Genomic DNA, 20358 nt, shown 5'->3' on the forward strand with positions numbered 1-20358 from the left:
TTGGCCCAGTCCCTGCGGATCAGGCCCGGCGCGGCGCCGGCGCGAACGGGCCCATCCCTTGTGGACGGCGGCGTCGGCTTCGCCGTCTTCTCGCGTCATGGCACGCGCGTCCTCGTCTCCATCTTCGACGAAACCGGCGAGACCGAGCTCGCACGGCTGCCGCTGCCATGTCGCACCGGCGACATCCATCATGGATTGCTGGAAGGTGCCGGCGCGGGGCTGCACTACGGCTTGCGTGTCGAGGGTCCCTGGCAACCGGAACGCGGCCATCGGTTCGACCCGGCGAAGCTGCTCGTCGACCCCTATGCGACGCTGATCGACCGCCCTTTTCGCTGGGATCCGGAGCTGGCACGCCATGGCGCGGAAACAGCCGCGCTGGTGCCGCGCAGCATCGTCCAGCCTCTGCAAATTCCTGGCGAGGAGCAGGCCTCCGCAGCAGCGGCCCCCGAATTCATCTACGAGCTCGGCGTCCGGTCCTTCAGCATGCGCCATCCGGCCGTGCCGCCATCCTTGCGGGGAACGCTCGCCGCCCTGCGCGAGCCCGCCGTCATCGCCCATCTGCAAAGGCTCGGCGTCAGCCATGTCGAGCTTATGCCGGTTGCCGCCTGGATGGACGAACGCCACCTGCCGCCCCTCGGCCTCGCCAATGCCTGGGGCTACAACCCCGTCAATTTCTTCGCGCTTGATCCGCGGCTCGCGCCCGGTGGGCCGGCCGAGCTCGCCGCGCTCTGCGCCGCCTATGCCAGGGCCGGCATCGGCGTGATCCTCGACATCGTCCTGAACCACACCGCCGAAAGCGATGAATTCGGTGCCACGATCAGCCTGCGTGGCCTCGACAATGCCGTCTATTACCGCCACGCCGCCGACGATCCCGGCCGTCTCGTCAACGACACCGGCTGCGGCCATACGCTTGCGCTCGACCGCGCCCCGGTCGTGCGCCTGGCGATGGATGCCTTGCGATATTGGCTGCGCCTCGGTGTCGCCGGTTTCCGGTTCGATCTTGGCACGGTGATGGGGCGCACGGAGACCGGCTTCACGCCCGACGCTCCGCTCTTCGGCGCCATCCTGCAGGATCCCGAGCTTGCGCGCGCCATCCTGATCGCCGAACCCTGGGATATCGGCCCCGCCGGTTATCGCCTCGGCGAATTCCCCGCTCCTTTCGCCGAATGGAACGGCCGCTATCGCGACGACGTCCGCCGCTTCTGGCGCGGCGATCCCGGCATGGCCGGCGCACTGGCGACGCGGTTGGCCGGCTCCTCCGACCTCTTCGCCGGCAACCACCGCAGTCCCCGCTCCGGCATCGATTTCATCGCCGCCCATGACGGCTTCACGCTTCGCGATCTCGTCTCCTACGAGCGCAAGCACAACGAGGCGAATGGCGAGGAGAACCGGGACGGCGAGAACGACAACCACAGCTGGAACGGCGGCTCCGAGGGCCCGACCCGCGATCATGGCATCGAAGCTTCGCGCGATCGCGAGATCCGCGCCCTGCTGGCAACGCTTTTCCTGTCGCGCGGCATCCCGATGCTGACGGCCGGCGACGAGTTCGGGCGGACCCAGCTCGGCAATAACAACGCCTATGCGCAGGACAACCCGACCTCCTGGCTGGACTGGGAGCGCGCCGACGACGAGCGCATCGCCTTCGTCGCGTCGCTTGCAACGCTGCGTCGCCGCCATCCGCTTCTGGCAGGAGAGACCTTCCTGACCGGCAGGGGCGAGCCACCGGACGCCGCCTGGCTGAAACCTGACGCAACACCGATCGCCGATCAGGAATGGGCAGGCCTCGATGCGTTCTGCCTGCTCCTCGCCGGCAGCGAGGAGAGCTTGTTCATCGCCGTCAACCGGAGCCGCGAAGCAGTGCCCTTGACGCTTCCGGCGGGGCGATGGGAGCGGCTGTTCATCTCCGATGATGCTTCGGAGACCGTGCTTTCCGCCCGCAGCGTCGCGCTGTGGCGGAAAGCCTGATCACATCAGCACGATCAGGGACCGCGGCGACAGCGAGATCTCCTGGTCGGCCTTCAGCCCTTTGCGGCCCTCGTCGGAGTTGGGCCCTGTCTCGGTATCCAGCACGACCGACCACGAACCCGTCTTCACCCGCGGCGGGACCTTGAAGACGACCTCGCCATCGAAGGCGTTGAACAGGATCAGGGCCTCGTCGCCGCCTTCCTCGACATCCGGCATATGCATCAGCAGGCCGATCGCCAGCACGCCGGGATCGTCCCAGTGTTCCTCCAGCTGCTCCCCGCCGGCAGGGTTGACCCAGCGCAGCAGGCAGCCGTCCCGGAACGATGCGCGCCGGAAGATCGGGTGTTCGGTCCGCAATGCGATCACCTGCCTGACGAAGCCGGCGAGCGCCTCGTCGCGCCGCGTGATCTCGTCCCAGCGCATCCAGGCCGTGTCATTGTCTTGGGCGTAGACATTGTTGTTGCCGCGGTTGGAATGGCCATGCTCGTCGCCGGCGAGCAGCATCGGCGTGCCGTGAGAGAGAAGCAGCGTCGCCAGGAGATTGCGCTTCTGGCGTTCTCTGACAGCGACGATGCCTTCATCCTCCGTCGGGCCTTCGACCCCGTGGTTGAACGAGAGATTGTGGCCGTGGCCGTCGTTATTGTCCTCTCCGTTCGCCTCGTTGTGCTTGTCGTTGTAGGAAACGAGATCGGCCAGGGTGAAGCCGTCATGGGCGGTGATGAAGTTCACGCTGGCCCAGGGCCGGCGGCCGCGCTGGTCGTAGACGTCGCCCGATCCGGTGATGCGCGCCGCGAGATCGCGGATGATCCCCTCCTCGCCCTTCCAGTAGGCGCGGATCGTATCGCGATACTTGTCGTTCCACTCGGCCCAGCCTGGCGGGAAGCCGCCGACCTGATAGCCGCCGGGTCCGATATCCCAGGGTTCGCCGACGAGCTTGACCTTGCGCAGCACCGGATCCTGCCCCATCGCGTCGAAGAAGCCGCCGCGCGGATCGAAGCCGTGCGGTTCGCGTCCGAGGATGGTGCCGAGATCGAAGCGGAAGCCGTCCACCTCCATCACCTCGGTCCAGTAGCGCAAGGAATCCATCACCATCTGCAGGACGCGCGGATGCGAGGTGTTGACCGTGTTCCCGGTGCCGGTGTCGTTGATGTAGTAGCGCGGTTCTCCGGGCATCGTCCGGTAATAGGAGAAGTTGTCGATCCCCTTGAACGACAGCGTCGGGCCGAGCTCATTGCCCTCGGCCGTGTGGTTGTAGACGACGTCCAGCACCACTTCGAGCCCGGCATCGTGGAAGCGGCGGACCATGTCGCGGAACGAGGAGAGGCCGGCCCGGCCGAGATAGCGCTGCATCGGCGCGAAAAAGCCGATCGTGTTGTAGCCCCAGTAGTTGGACAGGCTCTTGGCGACGAGATGATGGTCGTCGAGATAGGCATGCACCGGCAGGAGCTCGACCGTCGTGACGCCCAGGCTCTTGATGTAGTCGATCACCGCGGACTCGGCGAGGCCGTCGAAGGTACCGCGGCGTTTCTCGGACACCGCCGGGTGCAGTTGCGTGAAGCCGCGCACATGCGTCTCGTAGAAGATGGTCCGGTCCCAGCCGATGCCGGGCGCGGGCGGGCGCTGCGGATCGGCCTGCCAGTCGACCACGACGCATTTCGGCATATAGGGCGCGCTGTCGAGCTTGCTGAATGTGAGATCGCGGTCCTCCTCGGCGCCGAGCCCGTAGCCGTAATGCGCATCGTTCCAGTCGACGGCTCCGGAAAACTCGCGCGCATAGGGATCGAGCAGGAGCTTGTTCGGGTTGAAGCGGTGCCCCTCCTCGGGGGCGAAACGACCATGAACGCGATAGCCGTAGCGCTGTCCTGGCCCGACGCCCGGCAGATAACCGTGGAAGATCTCGTCGGTGTATTCCGGCAGCGTGATGCGCGCGGTTTCCGTCTGCCCCGCCTCGTCGAAAAGGCAGAGCTCGACGCGCTCGGCATGGGCCGAGAACAATGCGAAATTCGTTCCCTCGCCATCGAACACGGCACCGAGTTCCGAAGCCCGGCCGGGCCTGATCTCAAAACCCGTCATGTCGTACTCCCGCCATGTCACAGCACCTTCGCGTCGAGCGTGCGGAAGCAAGGATCATCGCCGCCAGGGCGCTCCCGTCTGCGCCGCGATGGCAGCAACGTGCTGCTGCAAAAGCTGTTCCGGATCGCTGGCCCCGATCTTGCCTAATTATTTTGGGAAGAAGCAGGAACTCGGGGATTGGCGGCCTGTTGTGCTTCGCGGGATGCCGAGGACGTGACGATGACAGATGTGCTGAAGCTGGCCGAAATCGGAGGCTTGCCCGCGACCTCAGGCCACGCCCTGCACTATGCCCCAGTCGTTAAGGACGACATCGCCGATCGTCCCTCCCCGATCGCAGCCACCACCAAGCTTTTGTTCGTGACGTCCGAGATGGGCGATTTCATCAAGGCCGGCGGTCTCGGCGAGGTCTCGACCGCATTGCCCCGGCAGTTGCGGGCGTTCTGTGAGGTTCGCGTTCTGCTGCCCGGCTTCCGGCAGGTCCGCAAGGCGCGGCCGGCGATGGATGTCGTCCGACAGATGCCGCGCGTCGCCGGCCTGCCGCCATGGTCGCTCGGCCGCTTCACCACAAGCGACGGCCTGATCGTCTACACCGTCCTCTGCGATGAGCTCTATGACCGTGACGGCTCGCCCTATGGCCCGTTCGGCGGGGGCGATTTCGGCGACAACGACATCCGCTTCGGACGGCTCTCGCTCGCCGCCGCGGAGATCGCCGCCGGCGAGGCCGACCCGAACTGGAAGCCCGATGTCGTCCATGTGAACGACTGGCCCTCCGCCCTCGCACCCGGCTACATGCGCTGGAAGGGCCTCGCGACCCCGTCGATCCTGACCATCCACAACCTGGCCTATCAGGGGCTTTACCACCCGCAGCGCATGCGGCTTCTGGGCATCCCGGACCTCGCCTTCAACATCAATGGCGCCGAATTCCACGGCAAGATCTCGTTCCTGAAGAGCGGCATCTATTACGGCTCGCATGTCACCACCGTGAGCGAGACCTATGCCAACGAGATCACCACCGCCGAACATGGCTGCGGCCTCGACGGCCTTCTCAAGACGCGCATGCACGAAGGCCGGCTGACCGGGATCGTCAACGGCATCGACGATAGCTGGAACGCACTGATCGATGGCGGCCGCACCGGCGACCAGATCATCCGGCAATGGAAGCGGCGCAACGCCGCCGAAATCCGCCGGACCTTCGACCTGCCGGACTCGCGCGGTCCGCTGTTCTCGATCATCTCCCGTCTGGTCCATCAGAAGGGCATCGATCTTTCGCTGGAGGCGGCTGAAACGATCGTGGCCCAGGGCGGCCAGCTCGTCGTGACCGGACGTGGCGAGCCGCGCATCGAGGAAGCCGTCGAGAAGCTGGCAAAGCGCTATCCGCGCGCCGTCGCCGCACGGATCGGTTTCGACGACGGCGAGGCGCGGCGCCTGTTCGCGGCCAGCGATTTCCTGCTGATGCCCTCACGTTTCGAGCCTTGCGGCCTCAGCCAGATGTATGCGCAGCGCTCCGGCGCCCTGCCGATCGCCTACCGTACCGGCGGACTCGTCGATACCATCGAAGACGGATTGTCCGGCTTCCTGTTCTCCAGTCTCACCGGAGCGGGCTTGACCGGGGCAGTCGCCCGCGCCCTGGAAGCCTTCCGCTCGAAACGCGCCTTCCGGCAGATGCGGGACCACGCCATGGCCAAGCGCTTCGACTGGCGCCGCCCGAGCTTCCGCTATGCGGATGTCTATGCTCGCGCCCTTGTCGCCTGATCATGGCGCTCGGGCGACACGCGACTTGTCCGGCGTGGTCGCCGATGCCGGGCTCAAACCTTTGCCTTCGGCGCGGATTTGCCGGCGCCCGCATTGCCGGTCGCAGCCTTCTTGACCGGGGCGGTCGCTTTCGGCTTGTCGTTCGCGGTCGCGGATACCTTGCCCTTGACCGGCTTCGCCGCCTTGGCGGGTTGACCGGTGCTCGCAGCGACCCGCTCTTCGGCCAGTCGCCAGTGCTCGGCATCGCGGCCTTCGGGCTTACCCTCGGCCTCCCAGATCGCATAGGCGGTATCGCGGACGATCTGTTCCCGGCTCATCATCTGTCTCCTCGAAAGGCGGCTGAAACGCGGTGGATGAACGGTGGCAGGAGTGGTTGGTTCCGCCGTTCGCCCCGGCCTTTCGGCGATGGTGCGGTCGCGGAACGGAGACCTGTTCTGCTGCGTTGCATCATCACCGATTCCACCTCCCGGGCGGAACACCTCTCGTCTTTCGGATAAGCCCGTTTATGCGCCAGTCTGCACCTGCTCTGCCCGCCCTGGCTCCACACGATCTGGTGTTGCTGGAGGAAGGGCGCCATCCCGACCCCTTCGCCGTCCTGGGTCGCCATGCCTTCACCGGCGGCAGCTTCGTGCGGGCCTTCCTGCCCGGCTGCAACTACGCCGAACTCGTCACGGGAGAGGGCGAGGAGCGCAGCGCGGTGCCGATGATTACGCAAGGGGACGGCATCTTCCAGGTATCCGCCCCGGCGGTAGGCTCCTACCGGCTGCGCATTTCCTGGCCCGACGGCATCGTCGAGGCGGCCGATCCCTACGCCTTCGGCCTGTCGCTGTCGGAGGACGATATCTATCTTTTTGCCGAAGGGCGGCATTTCGACCTCTCGACACGGCTCGGCGCCAATCCGTGGTCCTTCGACGGCGTCGATGGCGTGCTCTTCGCCGTCTGGGCACCGAATGCCGCGCAGGTCGCGGTCGTCGGCGATTTCAACAGCTGGGATGCCCGCCGCCACCCGATGCGGCGCCGGCTCGGGCCCGGCATCTGGGAGCTGTTCATCCCCGGCATCGGCCCGGGCGCCGTCTATAAATATGCGATCACCGCACAGAACGGCGAAAAGCTGCCCTGGAAGGCCGATCCGCTCGGCCGCCGGCACGAGGAGCCTCCGCGGACCGGCTCCATCGTCGCCGCTGCTCCGGATTTCAGCTGGAGCGATGCCGGGTGGCTGGAAAGGCGCGAGCGTGCGAACCCGATGGCGGAGCCGCTCGCCATCTACGAGGTCCATGTCGGCTCCTGGCTCAGGACCGAATGGGGCCGGATGGGCAGTTGGGACGAGGCCTGCGACAGGTTGATCCCCTATCTTGAGCATATGGGCTTCAGCCATGTCGAGCTCCTGCCGATCACGGAGCATCCCTTCGGCGGCTCATGGGGCTATCAGCCGCTCGGCCTCTTCGCCCCCACGGCACGGCTGGGCCCGCCCGAGGCCTTCGCGCGCTTCGTCGACCGCTGCCACGCGGCCGGGATCGGCGTGATCCTGGACTGGGTGCCCGCTCATTTCCCCTCGGACCAGCACGGGCTCGCGCGCTTCGACGGCACCGCGCTCTACGAGCATCAAGATCCGCGCCAGGGCTTCCACCGCGACTGGAATACGCTGATCTACAATGTCGGCCGGCGCGAGGTCCGCGGCTTCCTGATCGCCTCGGCGTTGTGGTGGCTGGAGACCTTCCATCTCGACGGCCTGCGCGTCGACGCGGTCGCGTCCATGCTCTATCGCGACTACAGCCGCGAACCCGGCGAATGGGTGCCGAACCACCTCGGCGGTCGCGAGAATTTCGAGGCGATCTCCTTCTTCCAGGAGCTCAACACCCTTGTCGGCGCCCGCGGGCGCGGCGCCATCACCATCGCCGAGGAATCGACGGCCTGGCCGGGCGTCACCGCGCCGGTCCACCATGGCGGGCTCGGCTTCCATTTCAAATGGAACATGGGCTGGATGCACGACACCCTGCGCTATTTCGCGCGGGACCCGATCCATCGCGGCTACCACGGCGACGACGTCACCTTCGGCTTGATCTACGCCTTCTCCGAGAACTTCGTGCTGCCGATCTCACATGACGAGGTGGTCCACGGCAAAGGGTCGCTCATCTCCCGCATGCCCGGCGACGACTGGCAGCGTTTCGCCAACCTGCGGCTGTGCCTCTCCTTGATGTGGACGCATCCCGGCAAGAAGCTGCTCTTCATGGGCTGCGAATTCGGCCAGGAGGAGGAATGGAATGTCGATGCGCCCTTCCCTTGGCCTTCGGACGATGATGGCCGCCGCCGCGGGGCGATGCGATTGGTGCGCGACCTCAATGCGCTCTATCGCGGTCACCCCAGCCTGCATCGTCTCGACCATGGCGCCGAGGGTTTCGGCTGGATGATCGCGGATGACCAGGCCAATGCCGTCTTCGCCTTCACCCGCTCGGCCGGCGATGGAAGGCCGCCGCTCGTCGTGGTCGCCAACATGACGCCCGTGCCGCGCCATGACTACCGCGTCGGCGTCGCCGCCGCGGGGCGCTGGGTGGAACGTCTCAACAGCGATGCGGAAAGCTATGGGGGCTCGGGCCTCGGCAATGGCGGGCACGCCACGACCGAGGCCGTCGCCTCCCACGGGCAGGCGCAGTCCCTGTCGCTGACCCTGCCGCCGCTCGCGCTTCTCGTGCTGGAGCATGCGGGGGCGGCCGAATGAGCGACGATCTGCTGCGCCAGCTCGCCACCCGCGCCGGGATCGCCCCCGAATGGACCGACCAGACCGGCACGCTGCGACAGGTCTCGCCCGACAGTCTGCGCGCGATCCTGCACGCGCTCGGCCTGCCCGGCGACACGGATGCGAGCTTGCGCAATTCCCTTGCCGCGGTGGAAGCGGTGCCGCTCGCAGGCTCGTCGCCGCTTCTGACCGCGCGGGTCGGGCAGCCGGTCGAGTTGCCGGTCGCCGGGGGCGGCGAGAACGATATAGATGCGGTTCTGGAGAACGGAGCGCGCCGCATTCTCAAGGCGGAGCGAACGGGAGACCGCCTCGTCCTGCCTCCCTTCGACGAGCCCGGCTACCATACCCTCCGGATCGGCGGCGCAGCCGTCACGCTTGCGGTCGCTCCGGCGCGCTGCATCCCCTTTTCCGATCTGTCGGGAGGCCGGACCGGCTGGGGCCTTGCCGCGCAGATCTATTCGCTGCGCAGCGCCGATGATGGCGGCATCGGCAACTTCGCGGGCGTGGCCGCATTGGGCCGGGCCGCCGCCGGCCTCGGGGCGGACGCCCTCGCGATCAGCCCGGTCCATGCGCTTTACGGAGCGCTGCCCGCCCAGTTCAGCCCCTATTCGCCTTCGACACGGCTCTTCTACAATCCGCTGCACGCCGACCCGGCCGTGGCGTTTTCGAGCGACCTGATCCGCAGCATTGCCGCGCAGGCAGGCCTTGCCGAGGAGATGGAACGGCTATCGCGGCTCGACCAGATCGACTGGCTGGCGGCGACGCCGCTGCGGCAGCGCTTCCTGCGCGCCCTCTTCGAGGCCTTGGGCCAGACTGGAGAGAGCCGCAGCGCGTTCAAGCGTCATGCCGCGGAAGCCTCGCCCCTGCTGCGCTCCCATGCGATCTTCGAAGTGCTGCACGCGGCCGAACTCGCGCGCGACCCGACCTTGCGATCCTGGCGGAACTGGCAGCCCGGCTATCGCGATCCGGACAGCCCGCAGGTTGCCGCTTTCGCCGAAGCCCATGCCGGCGACGTCCGCTATCAGCTCTTCCTGCAATGGCTGACGAGCCTGTCCTATGGCGCCGCGCAGCGCGCCTGCCGGGAGGCCGGCATGACGGTCGGCCTCATCGCCGATCTCGCCATCGGCATGGATGGCGCCGGCAGCCATGCCTGGAGCCGGCAGGATGAAATCCTGCATGGGCTGAGCATCGGCGCGCCGCCGGACTATTATGCCGCCGATGGCCAGAACTGGGCGCTGACGACGTTCTCGCCGCGTGGCCTCGCGGCCAGCGGCTATTCCCCCTTCATCGAGACGCTGCGGGCGAGCCTGCGTCATGTCGGGGGCATCCGCATCGACCATGTCATGGGCATGAACCGTCTCTGGCTGATTCCGGACGGGGCGGGCGCGCTCGACGGCGCCTATGTCAGCTTTCCCTCCGAGACGCTGTTCCGCCTGATCGCGCTGGAATCCTGGCGCCATCGCGCCATCGTCATCGGCGAAGACCTGGGCACCCTTCCCTATGGCTTCCGCGACGACCTGCGCGCGCAGGGTGTGGCAGGCCTGCGCGTCCTGCGTTTCGAGCGGACCCAGCACGGCTATGTCCGCCCCTGGGATTGGGACCGCGATGCGGTGGCGCTGACCAGCTCCCATGACCTGGTACCCGTTGCCGGCTGGTGGGCCGGCTCCGATCTCGACGCCCCCAGCGATACCCGCGAGGCCGAGGATGTCAGGGCCTGGGACCGCGGCGTGCTCTGGGGCGCGTTCAGGGATGCCGGCCTCGCTGAAGGTGAGCGTCCCGCACCGGAGGATAGCGACCCTGTGGTCGATGCGGCGATCCGCTATGTCGGCGCGACGCCTTGCACGCTGAAGATCGTGCCGATCGAGGATGCGCTCGGCCTGCGCGTCCAGCCTAATGTCCCGGGCACGACCTTCGAGAAACCGAACTGGCGGCACCGCCTTGCCGGCGACGCCGCTCAGGCCCTCGACGGCGGTCATCTCCGTCATCGATTGGCGCCCTTAAGGGGCAATCGCTCCGGCTGACCATTCAGGCGTGCGGCGGTCTGACGATACCCGGAGAACGTCGAGAGATGTCCGGCGTTTCCGTGACGCAGCGATAATGCTCGATGGCATCGCGAAGCGCGGCGCTTTCAATCTCGTCGGCCGTGCCGGGCGTGCAGACCCCCAGCAGCTTCAAACGGGACTGCGCGCGCAGCATGTCGATCGGGGAACGGATCGGAGCAACTTGCATGGTTCACCTCCGGCGGCTGAACGCGCCTTTGAGCGCGCTGTTCCCCGACCCGGATGCGGTGTTCCGACGCACCATCCCGAAGGCTTCGCTGATGATCGCGGAGACGCGAAACCTCAAGCCGCGAAACCGCGTTGGGAGAGAGGCGGCGGCGCGGATCGGCCGGCGGAAACGGGGGAATCGTGACGCAGGCACATCCGGTGCGGGCCACTTATCGACTGCAGTTCCACAAAGGTTTCCCTTTCGCGGCCGGAGCGGCGTTGGCCGGGTACCTGCGCGAGCTCGGGATCAGCCATGTATATTCCTCTCCGATCCTGGCCGCCCGCGCCGGCTCCCTGCATGGCTACGACGTCATCAGCTATGACGCGGTCAATCCGGAGCTTGGCGGCCCGGACGGCTTCCGGGCCATGGCCCGGGCCCTCCGCACCGAAGGTATCGGCATCGTCCTCGACATCGTGCCGAACCATGTCGCCGTCGGCGGCGACGACAATGCGATGTGGCTCGACCTGCTGAAATACGGACGCGGCAGCCGCTATGCGAGCTGGTTCGACATCGATTTCGACGAGGCCGACCCGCTGCTCGATGGACGGATCCATGCGCCCTTCCTCGGAGAGCCTTTCGACGAGGCGCTCGCAACGGGACAATTCGTGCTGGTCGACGACCCGGAGCGCGACGGTTTTGCGATACGCTATGGCGAGCACCTCTTTCCGATCCGGCCGGAGGATGATGCGGAGCTCCGCGCTGCTCTCGCGAACACGCAGGGCCGGCCCGAGGCCTTGCGCGCCCTGATCGAACGACAGCATTTTCATCTCGACTACTGGCGCAATGCCGGCGACCGCCTGAACTGGCGCCGCTTCTTCGATATCACCCAGCTCGCGGGCATGCGGATGGAGCGTACGGACGCCTTCGACGCGGCTCATCGCATCGCTTTCTCGCTCTACGAGGAGGGCTGGATCGATGGCCTTCGGATCGATCACGTCGATGGTTTGGCCGATCCTGCCAGCTATTGCGTGGCGCTGCGGGCGAGGCTTGCGGCGCTGGCTCCCCGACGCCCGGACTGGGCTGCATCCGGCCCGGCCTGGATCGTGGTGGAGAAAATCCTGGCTTCCGGCGAAGCCCTCCCCTCCGGTTGGAAAGCCGACGGAACGACGGGCTACGACTTCATGGACCAGGCCAGCGCGGTTCTCCATGCGGCGGACGACGAGAACCGCCTCGGCCTGTTCTGGTCGGGGCTCAGCGGCCGTCCCGCCGCCTTCGCCGACGAGGAGCTTACGGCACGTCGCGAGGTGCTGGAACATGCTTTCGATGGACAGCTTGAGGCGATCACGGGCCGCCTGATGACGCTGGCGCAAGCTGCCGGCCGCGAGGCGGATATCCCGCGGGGCGCCATGAAACGAGCCATCGCGGCCATCGCCTGCAACATGCACTGCTACCGGACCTACCTCACCGGCGCCTCTGCCCCGGAGGATCCCGGCCTCGGCTTCGACGACGCCGTGGCCGCGGCGCGCGCGCAACCCCAGGCGGAGCTGCTCGCGATCGATTTCGTGGTAGCCGTCATGGCCGGAACGGAAGCCGCGCTGGAGCAGAGTGCGCGGCGCGCGGTGATCCGCCGCTTCAACCAGCTCACCTCGCCGCTTGCGGCGCGCAGCGTCGAGGATACCGCGTTCTATCGCTATGGCCGCCTGCTCTCGCGCAACGATGTCGGCTTCGATGCGGCGCGGTTTGCGCTGTCCGGATCGGACTTCCACCAGGCCATGGCCGAGCGGGCGCATCTCCAGCCGGGAGCCATGCTTGCCTTGTCGACGCATGATCACAAGCGCGGAGCCGATGTCCGCGCCCGCCTCGCAACGATCAGCCGGGACCCGCAATCCTGGACGGACGAGGTGCAAGGCTGGTTCGCGATCAACGACCCGATCCGGCCGGAAGGGCTCGATCGCGGGGACGAATACATGCTCTACCAGATGCTGATCGGCACCTGGCCACTGGAGGAAGAGGCCGGCGATTACGCCGATCGCATCGGCGGCTGGTGGCGCAAGGCTTTGCGCGAGGCGAAGCTGCGCACCGGCTGGGCCGCCCCGAACGAGGCCTATGAGCAGCTGTCGGAGGTTTTCCTGCGTGCCTTGCTCGATCGGCAGGGCAACCCACGCTTCCACGATGCACTGGAGCAATTTCTCGCACATATCGGACCGGCCAGCGCCCTGAACGGCCTGGCGCAGGTCATCCTTCAATGCACCGTTCCCGGCATCCCCGACATCTATCAGGGCTGCGAGTTCTGGGACTTGAGCATGGTCGATCCCGACAACCGCCGCCCCGTGGATTTCGCGGCCCGACAGAAGGCGCTGGCAGACGGCGCCGCGGAAGACCTTCTCCGCATGGATTGGAAGAACGGCCGGATCAAGCAAGCTGTCCTCCGGCGCCTCCTCGCAGCGCGGCGGGACCATCCAGCATTGTTCCGCGAAGCCAGCTACGGGCCCCTGGCGGTGCAGGGGCCGCGGGCCGAGGATCTGATCGCTTTCCGCCGGGAGACCGAGACGCAGATTCTTGCCGTGATTGTGCCGACTGCCTCGCCTCCCGACGTCGATGACGGGCTTGCGCTGCGAGCAGGATGGTGGGCCGATACGTCCGTCGCTCTGCCGGGCGTATCCGGGGGCTGGCGGGCGCTGATGGGAGCGCCCATCACGGGCGACCGCGTCGCACTCGCCGATCCGGGGCTCGGCTGCCGCGTGCTGCTCGCCGATCGCTGAACGGTCACGATCCGTGCGAGATAAACGCCCGGAACGACCGCGCGCCGAGCCGCAAGCCGTCGGCCCGCTGCTCCGCGTCACCCAGGGCGAAGATTTCCGCACCTTCGGGTCGCGTGTCGGTGACGGGCGTTTCGCCGAAATTCACCAGAAGCGTCAGGGTTCCGCCGCCCAGCCCCCATGACGCCCTGACGGCCTGCGCGCCGATGGCGACCGCGCCCATGCTGCGACAGCTATCGAGATGGGGCACGATCCGCTCCTGCCGCAGCGCGATGAGACCGCGATACAGCGCATTCCATTTCGCACCGTCCTCGCCGCCGGCCGGCCGGCTCGCCGCAAAGGTCTCCTCGGCATTGGGATCGAAAAGCCTGCGCTCTCCATCGGGGGCGGCATGAGCGAATTCGCGCCTGCGCCCTTCCCGCACGGCCTGGGCCAGCTCCTCGTGATGATCGGTGAAATAAAGGAAAGGCGTGCGGCTGCCGTATTCCTCCCCCATGAAGATCAGCGGAACCTGCGGGGTCAGCAGCAGGAGCGCGACGGCGGCGCGGAGTGCGGCGGGATCGGCCAGCGCCAGCAGGCGCTCACCGAACAGGCGATTGCCGATCTGGTCGTGATTCTGAAGGCAGTTGACGAAGCGCGACGGCGCGAGATGCCCGCTTGGCCGGCCGCGCGGCTCGCCGCTGAACGAGGCGACTTCGCCCTGGAACGCGAAGCCTTCCGCCAGCACGCGCGCCAGATGGCGGGCAGGCTCGGCGGCAAAGCTGCCGTAATAGGTCGCAACCTCCCCCGTCAGCAGGATATGGACCGCGTGATGGAAATCGTCGTTCCATTGCGCGTCGAAACGCGACAGCAATCTGGAATCGTTGGCATCGTTTTCGACCACCAGCGCAATCATGCGCTCCGCCGGGATGGCACGACGGACCTCACGCTCGAAATCCAGCAGGAAATCGAGCGAGGGAATGGCGTGGACGGCATCGAGCCGCAGCCCATCGAAACGATATTCATCGAGCCACTGCACCGCGCAGGCGATGAAATAGGCGCGCACCTCCGGCCGGTCGAAGTCGATCGCCGCGCCCCAGGGCGTGTGGCTGCCGGCCCGGAAGAATGCGGGTGCGTAGGCGTGCAGATAGCAGCCATCCGGACCGAAATGATTGAACACGACGTCGAGATGGACGGCGAGGCCGAGTTCATGCGCCCGGTCCACCAGCCGCTTCAGATCATCGGGCGAGCCGTAGGCAGAGGCGGGCGCGAAGGGCAGGACGCCGTCATAGCCCCATGACCGCTCGCCTGGAAAATCGGCGATCGGCATCAGCTCGATCGCGGTGATGCCGAGATCGGCGAGACGAGGCAGTTCATCTGCGACCCCGGCAAAGCCACCGGCGAGCCCGGGATGGATTTCGTACAGAACGGTTTCGCGCCAGGGCCGGCCGCACCAATCCGCAGAGCGCCAGGAATAGGAGGTCGGGTCGGTCAGGACGCTCCAACCATGAACCCCGCCGTCCTGGCTCCGCGAGGCGGGATCAGGAAAGGTTAGCCCATCTTGCGACCGGTAGCGATATCGCGTTCCGAACGGCAGGTCGTCATGGTGCTCAAACCAGCCGTCGCCGATCGCGACCATAGCAATGCTTCCGCCTTCGCCGCCGATCTCGATCCGGACTTCAGAAAGCGCGGGCGCCCATAGTCGAAACGTCGAGGCCGAACCCTTTCGTGATGCGCCGACGGGGAAGCGCTTCCAATTCGTGTGTGAGAACTCGGTCATCCTCGTTCGCTATGGGCGTGAAGCGGTTCGTCGGGGCGATTCGCTCGGATCGGTCACGTCTTGATGCAGCGATTATCTCCCATCCGACATCAACGCTACCCGAGCCTTGCGCTCCGAGATAAATTCCGTCCCGCGGGCTGATCGGCGCGAGGTGGCGCGGCGAACGACGTTCGGCCGCCACCAACCTAATACTCGTCAGACCCTGATTTCCCCCTCCTCGTCGGCATCCCAGTAATGCACCCGGGACGCGCGCACATTCAGCAATACGATGCCCGGGGTCTCGATCCCTTGGGGAAACCAGCGCTCCATGTCGTCGATCCAGTGCTCCTCAAAAGCGAGGCGGTCTGTGATCAAGCTCGCCTTGCCCTCGACCGCGATGAAGAGACCGGGTTTGCCCAGCAGGCTCTTATCGCCGGCGAACGTCAGCCCCACTTGGTCGTTGGCTCGGACATCCTGGATAAACCGGGCGTCATCGTAGGCAAAGAACCAAGAATCTCCGTCGTAGTCGACATCGCGATTATTGCTCATCGGGCGGCTTGAGAGGTTCCCATCGCCGGTCATTGTCGTAAGCATGCAGAAGTCGATGTCTTTCATCTTTTCCGCGATGCCGCTGAGGGTGAGCTCGCCCATAACGTTCTCCCGGTTCGTGGGGTGGCCTTGGTGGAGACCGAACGGGCCGGGGCTAGGCATGTTCCGAAACTCCGAAAGAATGCCTCTATGGCAGGTTAGCTGGATGGGGACAGTTGCGAGGTAGGCTGTCCAAAAGCGTGCTCGTTGCGAGCTTCCTCGCAGCAATCCGGGCAGCAATCTGGTCCTCAAAGAATCTGAGGCTGCTCGAAATCTCAAGGAGCTCGCTTGCTTCTGCAGTACCGTCGGGCGCACCGAAGAGCTCTTCAAAGCGCTTTAGCGCGCGAGCGAGGTCATCGTAGGTTCGGATTTTAGACATCAAAGCACGACAGCTAGACCCCCCTCCGTCACGAGCGAGCTCGGCTTGCGCGAGAAGTTTCCCGGCGGCCGTGAGGATCGCTTCGGAAGGAACCATTTCCTCCTGGAAATGCCATTCGACATAATCGCGAGGACAGCCGGAGCAATCCGTCAGCATCGCGATCCAGTCACGACCGGGGAACGCCGCGTTCATGCGAAGGGCGAGCTCGCGACCATTGGTGATTGGCTCGGAAGGTCCCATTCTGTGGCCCTTGCGTCGGCGGTTCGAGAGCTTGGGTCACCGAGGAACTTCACTGGTGCCGCCACCGTTCCGGAAGTGCGTGGCCCCTTCAGTATCGCGCCTGAAGCCACGCAGGAGGGACTGGCCGCAGGTTGTCTTTCCGTCTGCGACCTCAGTGAATTTGCTGATGCTCCAGCTGCTCCAGATTGGCGCGGTCCAGCAGACCCTCGAGCTGTGCGAGTGGTTGTGGAGCCAGAACAAGCCGCACACGCTGGCCACCGGCGCAATGCATGGCGATGACAGCGCCATCGCCGCCGTTGGGGCTGACCACGAGCTTCGTGATTTCTAGAACCTCGTAGTTATGGGTCTTCGTTGTCATGACACTCACTCCGGGCGCCTCGTCTGTTCGGGCGACACCGGTCGAGCTGCTTCGGGACGCGAGCGGTTTTCATGCCCCCGCTGGTCGACGAAGCGCTCAACGATGCCGACCGCCGGCGTGGTCACGAATGCGCGCCGAGCCGTCATCGATGATCCACTCGTCGCCGTCGCGGTGAATTTGGATTGTCGCGCTCACTGTTTCGGTCCACTGGCGAGCGTCGACCGCCGAAGCTCGGATTCAACGGCCTCCGCAGAAGCACCAATCTCGCGCATTGCGTCTTTAAGCTGAGCCTTCGACACCCCCAACTTGTCGGTCCAATAGCGAACCTCGTACTCCTCGCTCAGATTGATCCGCGAGCGGTCCTGAGGGCCTCGATTTGTCTTGTCGTCTGCCATCTGTCTCTCCCGTCTCGCAGTTCAATCGACAGGAGCGCGTCGAGTTCCGACGCGCTTTTTCCGCTCAAACGTCCTACAGGTGCGGAACCATTTTTAGCCTAGCGCGTATGGGTTCGCGGGTTGCGGAGCGGGCAATGGATGAGCCGGTTTTCGTCGTGGTTGGAATGATGGCGGTGGCCATACTGGCCTGGTACGCCTCTCAAGTTTGGGACCTTTAAGCTCATGCTCCGATCGACTCATCCGAACCCCTTCGCCATTCTTGAGGATGCAGATGCGATCGCACGGGCGACCTCGGCATGGGAAACAGCGTGGAGCTATGTTGAGCAAGGTGTGCCGCCGGATGATCGCGAGCGACAGAGCCAGCGCATGAAGTTTGTCATCGCGTCTGTAGCGTTGGGCACGGAGGACACGAAGGAGATGGCGAACAAGGCGATTCAGCGCTTTCTGGCAGAGACGCGGACCCGCCGGGCCTAGGCGCGTGGTCCGAGGCCTAGAGCTTGTCGGGTCTTTCCGAAGCTAGACACTCGGCGAGCTGCTCCTTCCCGGGCTACACACCGGTTGGCGCCATCGTGGCATCTGCGGTCTGCCCTGATACGCGGCTCAGAACAACGGAACGTCCGATGATATGGCGGAGTTCAGCGAGCATTTTTGGAGATGCTCCCATGACCCGCGTGCTGGTAACCGCCTTGCATTTCGAGCCACGGGGCTTCGTCCCGAATAATCTCAGGTTGTCGGCCCTGATCTACGAAAAGGCGTTCGATCCTACGGCGACAAGTGACCTCGCCACGTCCATGGAGAAGCGCTTTCAAGACAACGGGTGGCCGCCACAGCGGCGAGACGGGATTTTCGATTTCGAGCACTATCATACGCAGGGCCATGAGGTTCTCGGCATAGCAGTCGGATCGGCCGAGCTGGTACTTGGCGGAGACGGCGACCGGGAGATCAGGGTACAAGCTGGCGACGTCTTGGTACTGCGCGCGCGAACTGGGCATCGGCGCCTCAAGCAGAGCGCGGATTTCCTCGTGATCGGCGCATACCCTCCCGGCCAGACCGGAGACATCGTTCGCGAGGAAGCATCGCCTGCGATGAAACAGAGGATCGCCCTTTTGAGCTTTCCACCCAAAGATCCGGTTCTGGGTGATGAGGGTCCGATGCTCAGACTATGGGCGACCGTCAGCATCGCTTGATGTTCGCAAATGCCGGACTTGCCTTCCGGCTGACAGGTGACGAAGCGCGCGAAATCGATCCGCTGTACCGTCGCCAGCTCTCAATCCTGTGTATCGTCGCCACCTCGGCACATTGGAACTTCGGTGCCAGACGGTCCGTTGCCGTTCCGTGACGTTCTGAAGGAGAGCAACGCATGATGTTCGTAGAGCAAATCAAGGAAGGCCAGCGTGTCATCGGCTCCGATGAAGGACATGTCGGAACCGTCGATTCTTTGAGTGGCCAGCTCATCAAGCTGAAGAACAATGATCCCGAGTCGGGAGGAGCCCATCATTACCTCGACCTGGCGCTCGTCGTTGCGCTCGATGACGATACGATCAAGCTGATCGTCCCGGCCGCTGAAGCCAAAGAGAGATGGTCGGAGGCGGCCGAGTAATGGACCGACGCCATTTCGTTGCTGGAGCCGGCGCGACCATCGTCGCTGGCCCCGCTCAGGCGAGCGTCGCAGTCGACCGCTTCGGTCCGAGCGCCTCTGTAGGCAGCGTCATCCTCCTCTATGGTTCGGACGGTCTGACGAATAGTGGCCGATATCAGTTCGCCGCGAACATGATCGCGGGGGCTGGCTACAACGTCCTGCTACCGCGCTACTTCGAGGCGACCGGCGATCAGCGGGCCCGATACGGCGAAATCAAAAGCAAGTTTCCGGTCTGGCTGGAAGCGATTGAGACGATCACGGGCGATCAGCAGGCCCGCTTCGCCGTTGTCGGCTTTTCGCTTGGCGGCGCATTGGGCTTGGCGCTGGCGGCGCGCGATCGCAGGATCAAAGCCGTTGTCGACTTCTTCGGATTTCTGCCGCCAGGCCTGGATCGAGCTTCGCTGCCCCCTACGCTTATTCTGCATGGGGATGCTGACCGAGTGGTGCCGGTGTCCAACGCCGAAGCCATCGAGAGACTGGTCAAGAGCAATGGGGGCTCTGTCCAGAGCCATATCTATCCCGGCGAAGGACATGGCCTGTCTCTTGGGAGCTGGCCCGACGCGATCGCGCGGACACAAGCATTCCTGCGCGAGCACCTCTGACGAGCGTGTTGGAGGAGCCTTCGTTGAAGGTCGCGACCTATAATGTGAACGGCATCAATGGCCGGTTGCCGGTTCTGCTCCGGTGGCTGGAGCAGGACCATCCCGATGTCGTGTGCCTGCAAGAGCTTAAATGCTCAGAGAACCGCTTTCCCGAGCGCGAACTGCAGAAAGCCGGCTACGCGGCGGTTTGGTACGGTCAGAAGAGCTGGAATGGCGTCGCGATCCTCGCGAGGGGCGGATCGCCGGTCCTAACGCGCCGAGGATTGCCCGGAGATCCTGACGACAGCCATAGCCGCTATATCGAGGCCGCGGTGAACGGGGTACTGATTGGGTGTCTTTATCTTCCCAACGGCAATCCCGCCCCCGGCCCCAAATTCGAGTACAAGCTCCGCTGGTTCGCCCGCTTGCTGAGTTATGCAGAAGAGCTTCTCTCCCACGACGTGCCGATCGCACTTGTAGGCGACTTTAACGTCATGCCGACCGAGCTCGATGTCTACGCACCAGAGCGATGGCGAGATGACGCCCTTTTTCGTCCGGAGGTCCGAAGAGCCTATGCCGACCTGGTCAATCAGGGTTGGACGGACGCTATCAGGCACCTTCATCCGGGAGAGCGCATCTACACGTTCTGGAAGTATTGGCGGAACTCGTTCGAACGCGACGCCGGCCTTCGCCTCGACCACGTCCTGCTCAGCCCTACACTGGCGCCGCGGTTGAAATCCGCGGAGGTCCGACGGTCGCCGAGAGGCTGGGAGCACACGAGCGACCACGCGCCAGTGATGATCGAGCTTCTTCCGGCATAGGCGTGGGCGCGGCAGAGCTTTCACCGCTTCACAGGCTCTCGACACGATACCCGGGCCTCAACGCGCGAAAGCCCGGCCCCACTGGAAAGGGCCGGGCTTCCTCACACGGCGAGCACACGCTGGGCAGC

The 20358-nt window shown here is 65.4% G+C and carries 18 protein-coding genes; 10 read left to right on the forward strand and 8 right to left on the reverse strand.

The window, feature by feature from the left end; translation table 11 throughout:
- Nucleotides 1-1965: a glycogen debranching protein GlgX gene (gene glgX, locus ACWIEX_RS11860; protein WP_454033197.1), complete on the forward strand. Its 1965-nt coding sequence runs from the start codon at nt 1-3 to the stop codon at nt 1963-1965.
- Here the strand turns inward: glgX (ACWIEX_RS11860) and glgX (ACWIEX_RS11865) are convergent, their stop codons facing one another.
- Nucleotides 1966-4038 (reverse strand): glycogen debranching protein GlgX, encoded by a 2073-nt coding sequence (gene glgX / locus ACWIEX_RS11865; RefSeq protein ID WP_454033198.1) that lies wholly within the window; start codon nt 4036-4038, stop codon nt 1966-1968.
- A 219-nt stretch (nt 4039-4257) separates the two neighbouring features.
- Between glgX (ACWIEX_RS11865) and glgA the strand changes: the two genes are divergently transcribed.
- Nucleotides 4258-5790 carry a glycogen synthase GlgA gene (glgA, locus tag ACWIEX_RS11870; protein WP_454033501.1) on the forward strand — a complete coding sequence of 511 codons (1533 nt, stop codon included), beginning with the start codon at nt 4258-4260 and terminating at the stop codon, nt 5788-5790.
- 53 nt (nt 5791-5843) lie between these two features.
- Here glgA and ACWIEX_RS11875 read toward each other — a convergent pair whose 3' ends face one another.
- Nucleotides 5844-6107, reverse strand: a complete 264-nt coding sequence (locus ACWIEX_RS11875; protein WP_454033199.1) for a DUF2934 domain-containing protein — start codon at nt 6105-6107, stop codon at nt 5844-5846.
- A 188-nt stretch (nt 6108-6295) separates the two neighbouring features.
- On the opposite strand from ACWIEX_RS11875, the gene glgB reads away from it, so the two are divergent.
- Together glgB and malQ are read left to right on the forward strand one after the other, a co-directional pair.
- Nucleotides 6296-8506 carry a 1,4-alpha-glucan branching protein GlgB gene (gene glgB, locus ACWIEX_RS11880; RefSeq protein ID WP_454033200.1) on the forward strand — a complete coding sequence of 737 codons (2211 nt, stop codon included), beginning with the start codon at nt 6296-6298 and terminating at the stop codon, nt 8504-8506.
- The gene (malQ, locus tag ACWIEX_RS11885) at nt 8503-10545 is read left to right on the forward strand and encodes a 4-alpha-glucanotransferase (protein WP_454033201.1); all 2043 of its coding nucleotides are present in this window, start codon (nt 8503-8505) and stop codon (nt 10543-10545) included. The genes glgB and malQ overlap by 4 nt, the downstream gene beginning before the upstream one ends.
- A 4-nt stretch (nt 10546-10549) precedes the next feature.
- Here the strand turns inward: malQ and ACWIEX_RS11890 are convergent, their stop codons facing one another.
- Complete coding sequence (locus tag ACWIEX_RS11890) at nt 10550-10753, reverse strand: hypothetical protein (RefSeq protein WP_454033202.1); 204 nt, start codon at nt 10751-10753, stop codon at nt 10550-10552.
- Between the two features lie 197 nt (nt 10754-10950).
- Between ACWIEX_RS11890 and treY the strand changes: the two genes are divergently transcribed.
- A complete protein-coding gene (treY, locus tag ACWIEX_RS11895) occupies nt 10951-13494 on the forward strand; it encodes a malto-oligosyltrehalose synthase (RefSeq protein WP_454033502.1) in 2544 nt (847 codons plus the stop codon).
- Nucleotides 13495-13498: 4 nt separating this feature from the next.
- Here the strand turns inward: treY and treZ are convergent, their stop codons facing one another.
- The 5 genes from treZ to ACWIEX_RS11920 all read right to left on the reverse strand — a co-directional run bounded on the left by treZ (nt 13499) and on the right by ACWIEX_RS11920 (nt 17189).
- Nucleotides 13499-15250: a malto-oligosyltrehalose trehalohydrolase gene (gene treZ, locus ACWIEX_RS11900; RefSeq protein WP_454033203.1), complete on the reverse strand. Its 1752-nt coding sequence runs from the start codon at nt 15248-15250 to the stop codon at nt 13499-13501.
- A 195-nt stretch (nt 15251-15445) separates the two neighbouring features.
- A complete protein-coding gene (locus tag ACWIEX_RS11905; RefSeq protein WP_454033204.1) occupies nt 15446-15880 on the reverse strand; it encodes a pyridoxamine 5'-phosphate oxidase family protein in 435 nt (144 codons plus the stop codon).
- 85 nt (nt 15881-15965) lie between these two features.
- Nucleotides 15966-16388 carry a hypothetical protein gene (locus ACWIEX_RS11910; protein ID WP_454033205.1) on the reverse strand — a complete coding sequence of 141 codons (423 nt, stop codon included), beginning with the start codon at nt 16386-16388 and terminating at the stop codon, nt 15966-15968.
- Nucleotides 16389-16587: 199 nt separating this feature from the next.
- Nucleotides 16588-16794 carry a hypothetical protein gene (locus tag ACWIEX_RS11915; protein WP_454033206.1) on the reverse strand — a complete coding sequence of 69 codons (207 nt, stop codon included), beginning with the start codon at nt 16792-16794 and terminating at the stop codon, nt 16588-16590.
- A gap of 191 nt (nt 16795-16985) precedes the next feature.
- On the reverse strand, nt 16986-17189 hold the full coding sequence (locus tag ACWIEX_RS11920; protein WP_454033207.1) for a DUF3606 domain-containing protein: 204 nt from the start codon (nt 17187-17189) through the stop codon (nt 16986-16988).
- A 222-nt stretch (nt 17190-17411) separates the two neighbouring features.
- Between ACWIEX_RS11920 and ACWIEX_RS11925 the strand changes: the two genes are divergently transcribed.
- The 5 genes from ACWIEX_RS11925 to xth all read left to right on the forward strand — a co-directional run bounded on the left by ACWIEX_RS11925 (nt 17412) and on the right by xth (nt 20230).
- Nucleotides 17412-17663, forward strand: a complete 252-nt coding sequence (locus tag ACWIEX_RS11925) for a hypothetical protein (protein WP_454033208.1) — start codon at nt 17412-17414, stop codon at nt 17661-17663.
- Between the two features lie 188 nt (nt 17664-17851).
- The gene (locus ACWIEX_RS11930) at nt 17852-18376 is read left to right on the forward strand and encodes a cupin (RefSeq protein ID WP_454033209.1); all 525 of its coding nucleotides are present in this window, start codon (nt 17852-17854) and stop codon (nt 18374-18376) included.
- 173 nt (nt 18377-18549) lie between these two features.
- A complete protein-coding gene (locus tag ACWIEX_RS11935) occupies nt 18550-18789 on the forward strand; it encodes a DUF2171 domain-containing protein (protein WP_454033210.1) in 240 nt (79 codons plus the stop codon).
- Nucleotides 18789-19430, forward strand: coding sequence for a dienelactone hydrolase family protein (locus ACWIEX_RS11940; RefSeq protein WP_454033211.1), 642 nt, complete (start codon nt 18789-18791; stop codon nt 19428-19430). Before ACWIEX_RS11935 ends, ACWIEX_RS11940 begins: the two co-directional genes overlap by 1 nt.
- 23 nt (nt 19431-19453) lie before the next feature.
- Nucleotides 19454-20230 (forward strand): exodeoxyribonuclease III, encoded by a 777-nt coding sequence (gene xth / locus ACWIEX_RS11945; RefSeq protein ID WP_454033212.1) that lies wholly within the window; start codon nt 19454-19456, stop codon nt 20228-20230.
- Nucleotides 20231-20358 lie beyond the last annotated feature (128 nt).

The sequence above is a fragment of the Allobosea sp. NPDC055353 genome (assembly GCF_053644975.1).

What these genes read in the sequence shown, in the direction of transcription:
- ACWIEX_RS11940 (WP_454033211.1), top strand. Translation starts at nt 18,789, where the DNA reads ATGGACCGACGCCATTTCGTTGCTGGAGCCGGCGCGACCATCGTCGCT.
- glgA (WP_454033501.1), top strand. Translation starts at nt 4,258, where the DNA reads ATGACAGATGTGCTGAAGCTGGCCGAAATCGGAGGCTTGCCCGCGACC.
- ACWIEX_RS11920 (WP_454033207.1), bottom strand. Translation starts at nt 17,189, where the DNA reads ATGGCAGACGACAAGACAAATCGAGGCCCTCAGGACCGCTCGCGGATC.
- ACWIEX_RS11910 (WP_454033205.1), bottom strand. Translation starts at nt 16,388, where the DNA reads ATGAACGCGGCGTTCCCCGGTCGTGACTGGATCGCGATGCTGACGGAT.
- glgB (WP_454033200.1), top strand. Translation starts at nt 6,296, where the DNA reads ATGCGCCAGTCTGCACCTGCTCTGCCCGCCCTGGCTCCACACGATCTG.
- treZ (WP_454033203.1), bottom strand. Translation starts at nt 15,250, where the DNA reads ATGACCGAGTTCTCACACACGAATTGGAAGCGCTTCCCCGTCGGCGCA.
- ACWIEX_RS11890 (WP_454033202.1), bottom strand. Translation starts at nt 10,753, where the DNA reads ATGCAAGTTGCTCCGATCCGTTCCCCGATCGACATGCTGCGCGCGCAG.
- ACWIEX_RS11930 (WP_454033209.1), top strand. Translation starts at nt 17,852, where the DNA reads ATGACCCGCGTGCTGGTAACCGCCTTGCATTTCGAGCCACGGGGCTTC.
- ACWIEX_RS11905 (WP_454033204.1), bottom strand. Translation starts at nt 15,880, where the DNA reads ATGGGCGAGCTCACCCTCAGCGGCATCGCGGAAAAGATGAAAGACATC.
- ACWIEX_RS11935 (WP_454033210.1), top strand. Translation starts at nt 18,550, where the DNA reads ATGATGTTCGTAGAGCAAATCAAGGAAGGCCAGCGTGTCATCGGCTCC.
- ACWIEX_RS11915 (WP_454033206.1), bottom strand. Translation starts at nt 16,794, where the DNA reads ATGACAACGAAGACCCATAACTACGAGGTTCTAGAAATCACGAAGCTC.
- ACWIEX_RS11925 (WP_454033208.1), top strand. Translation starts at nt 17,412, where the DNA reads ATGCTCCGATCGACTCATCCGAACCCCTTCGCCATTCTTGAGGATGCA.
- malQ (WP_454033201.1), top strand. Translation starts at nt 8,503, where the DNA reads ATGAGCGACGATCTGCTGCGCCAGCTCGCCACCCGCGCCGGGATCGCC.
- glgX (WP_454033198.1), bottom strand. Translation starts at nt 4,038, where the DNA reads ATGACGGGTTTTGAGATCAGGCCCGGCCGGGCTTCGGAACTCGGTGCC.
- ACWIEX_RS11875 (WP_454033199.1), bottom strand. Translation starts at nt 6,107, where the DNA reads ATGAGCCGGGAACAGATCGTCCGCGATACCGCCTATGCGATCTGGGAG.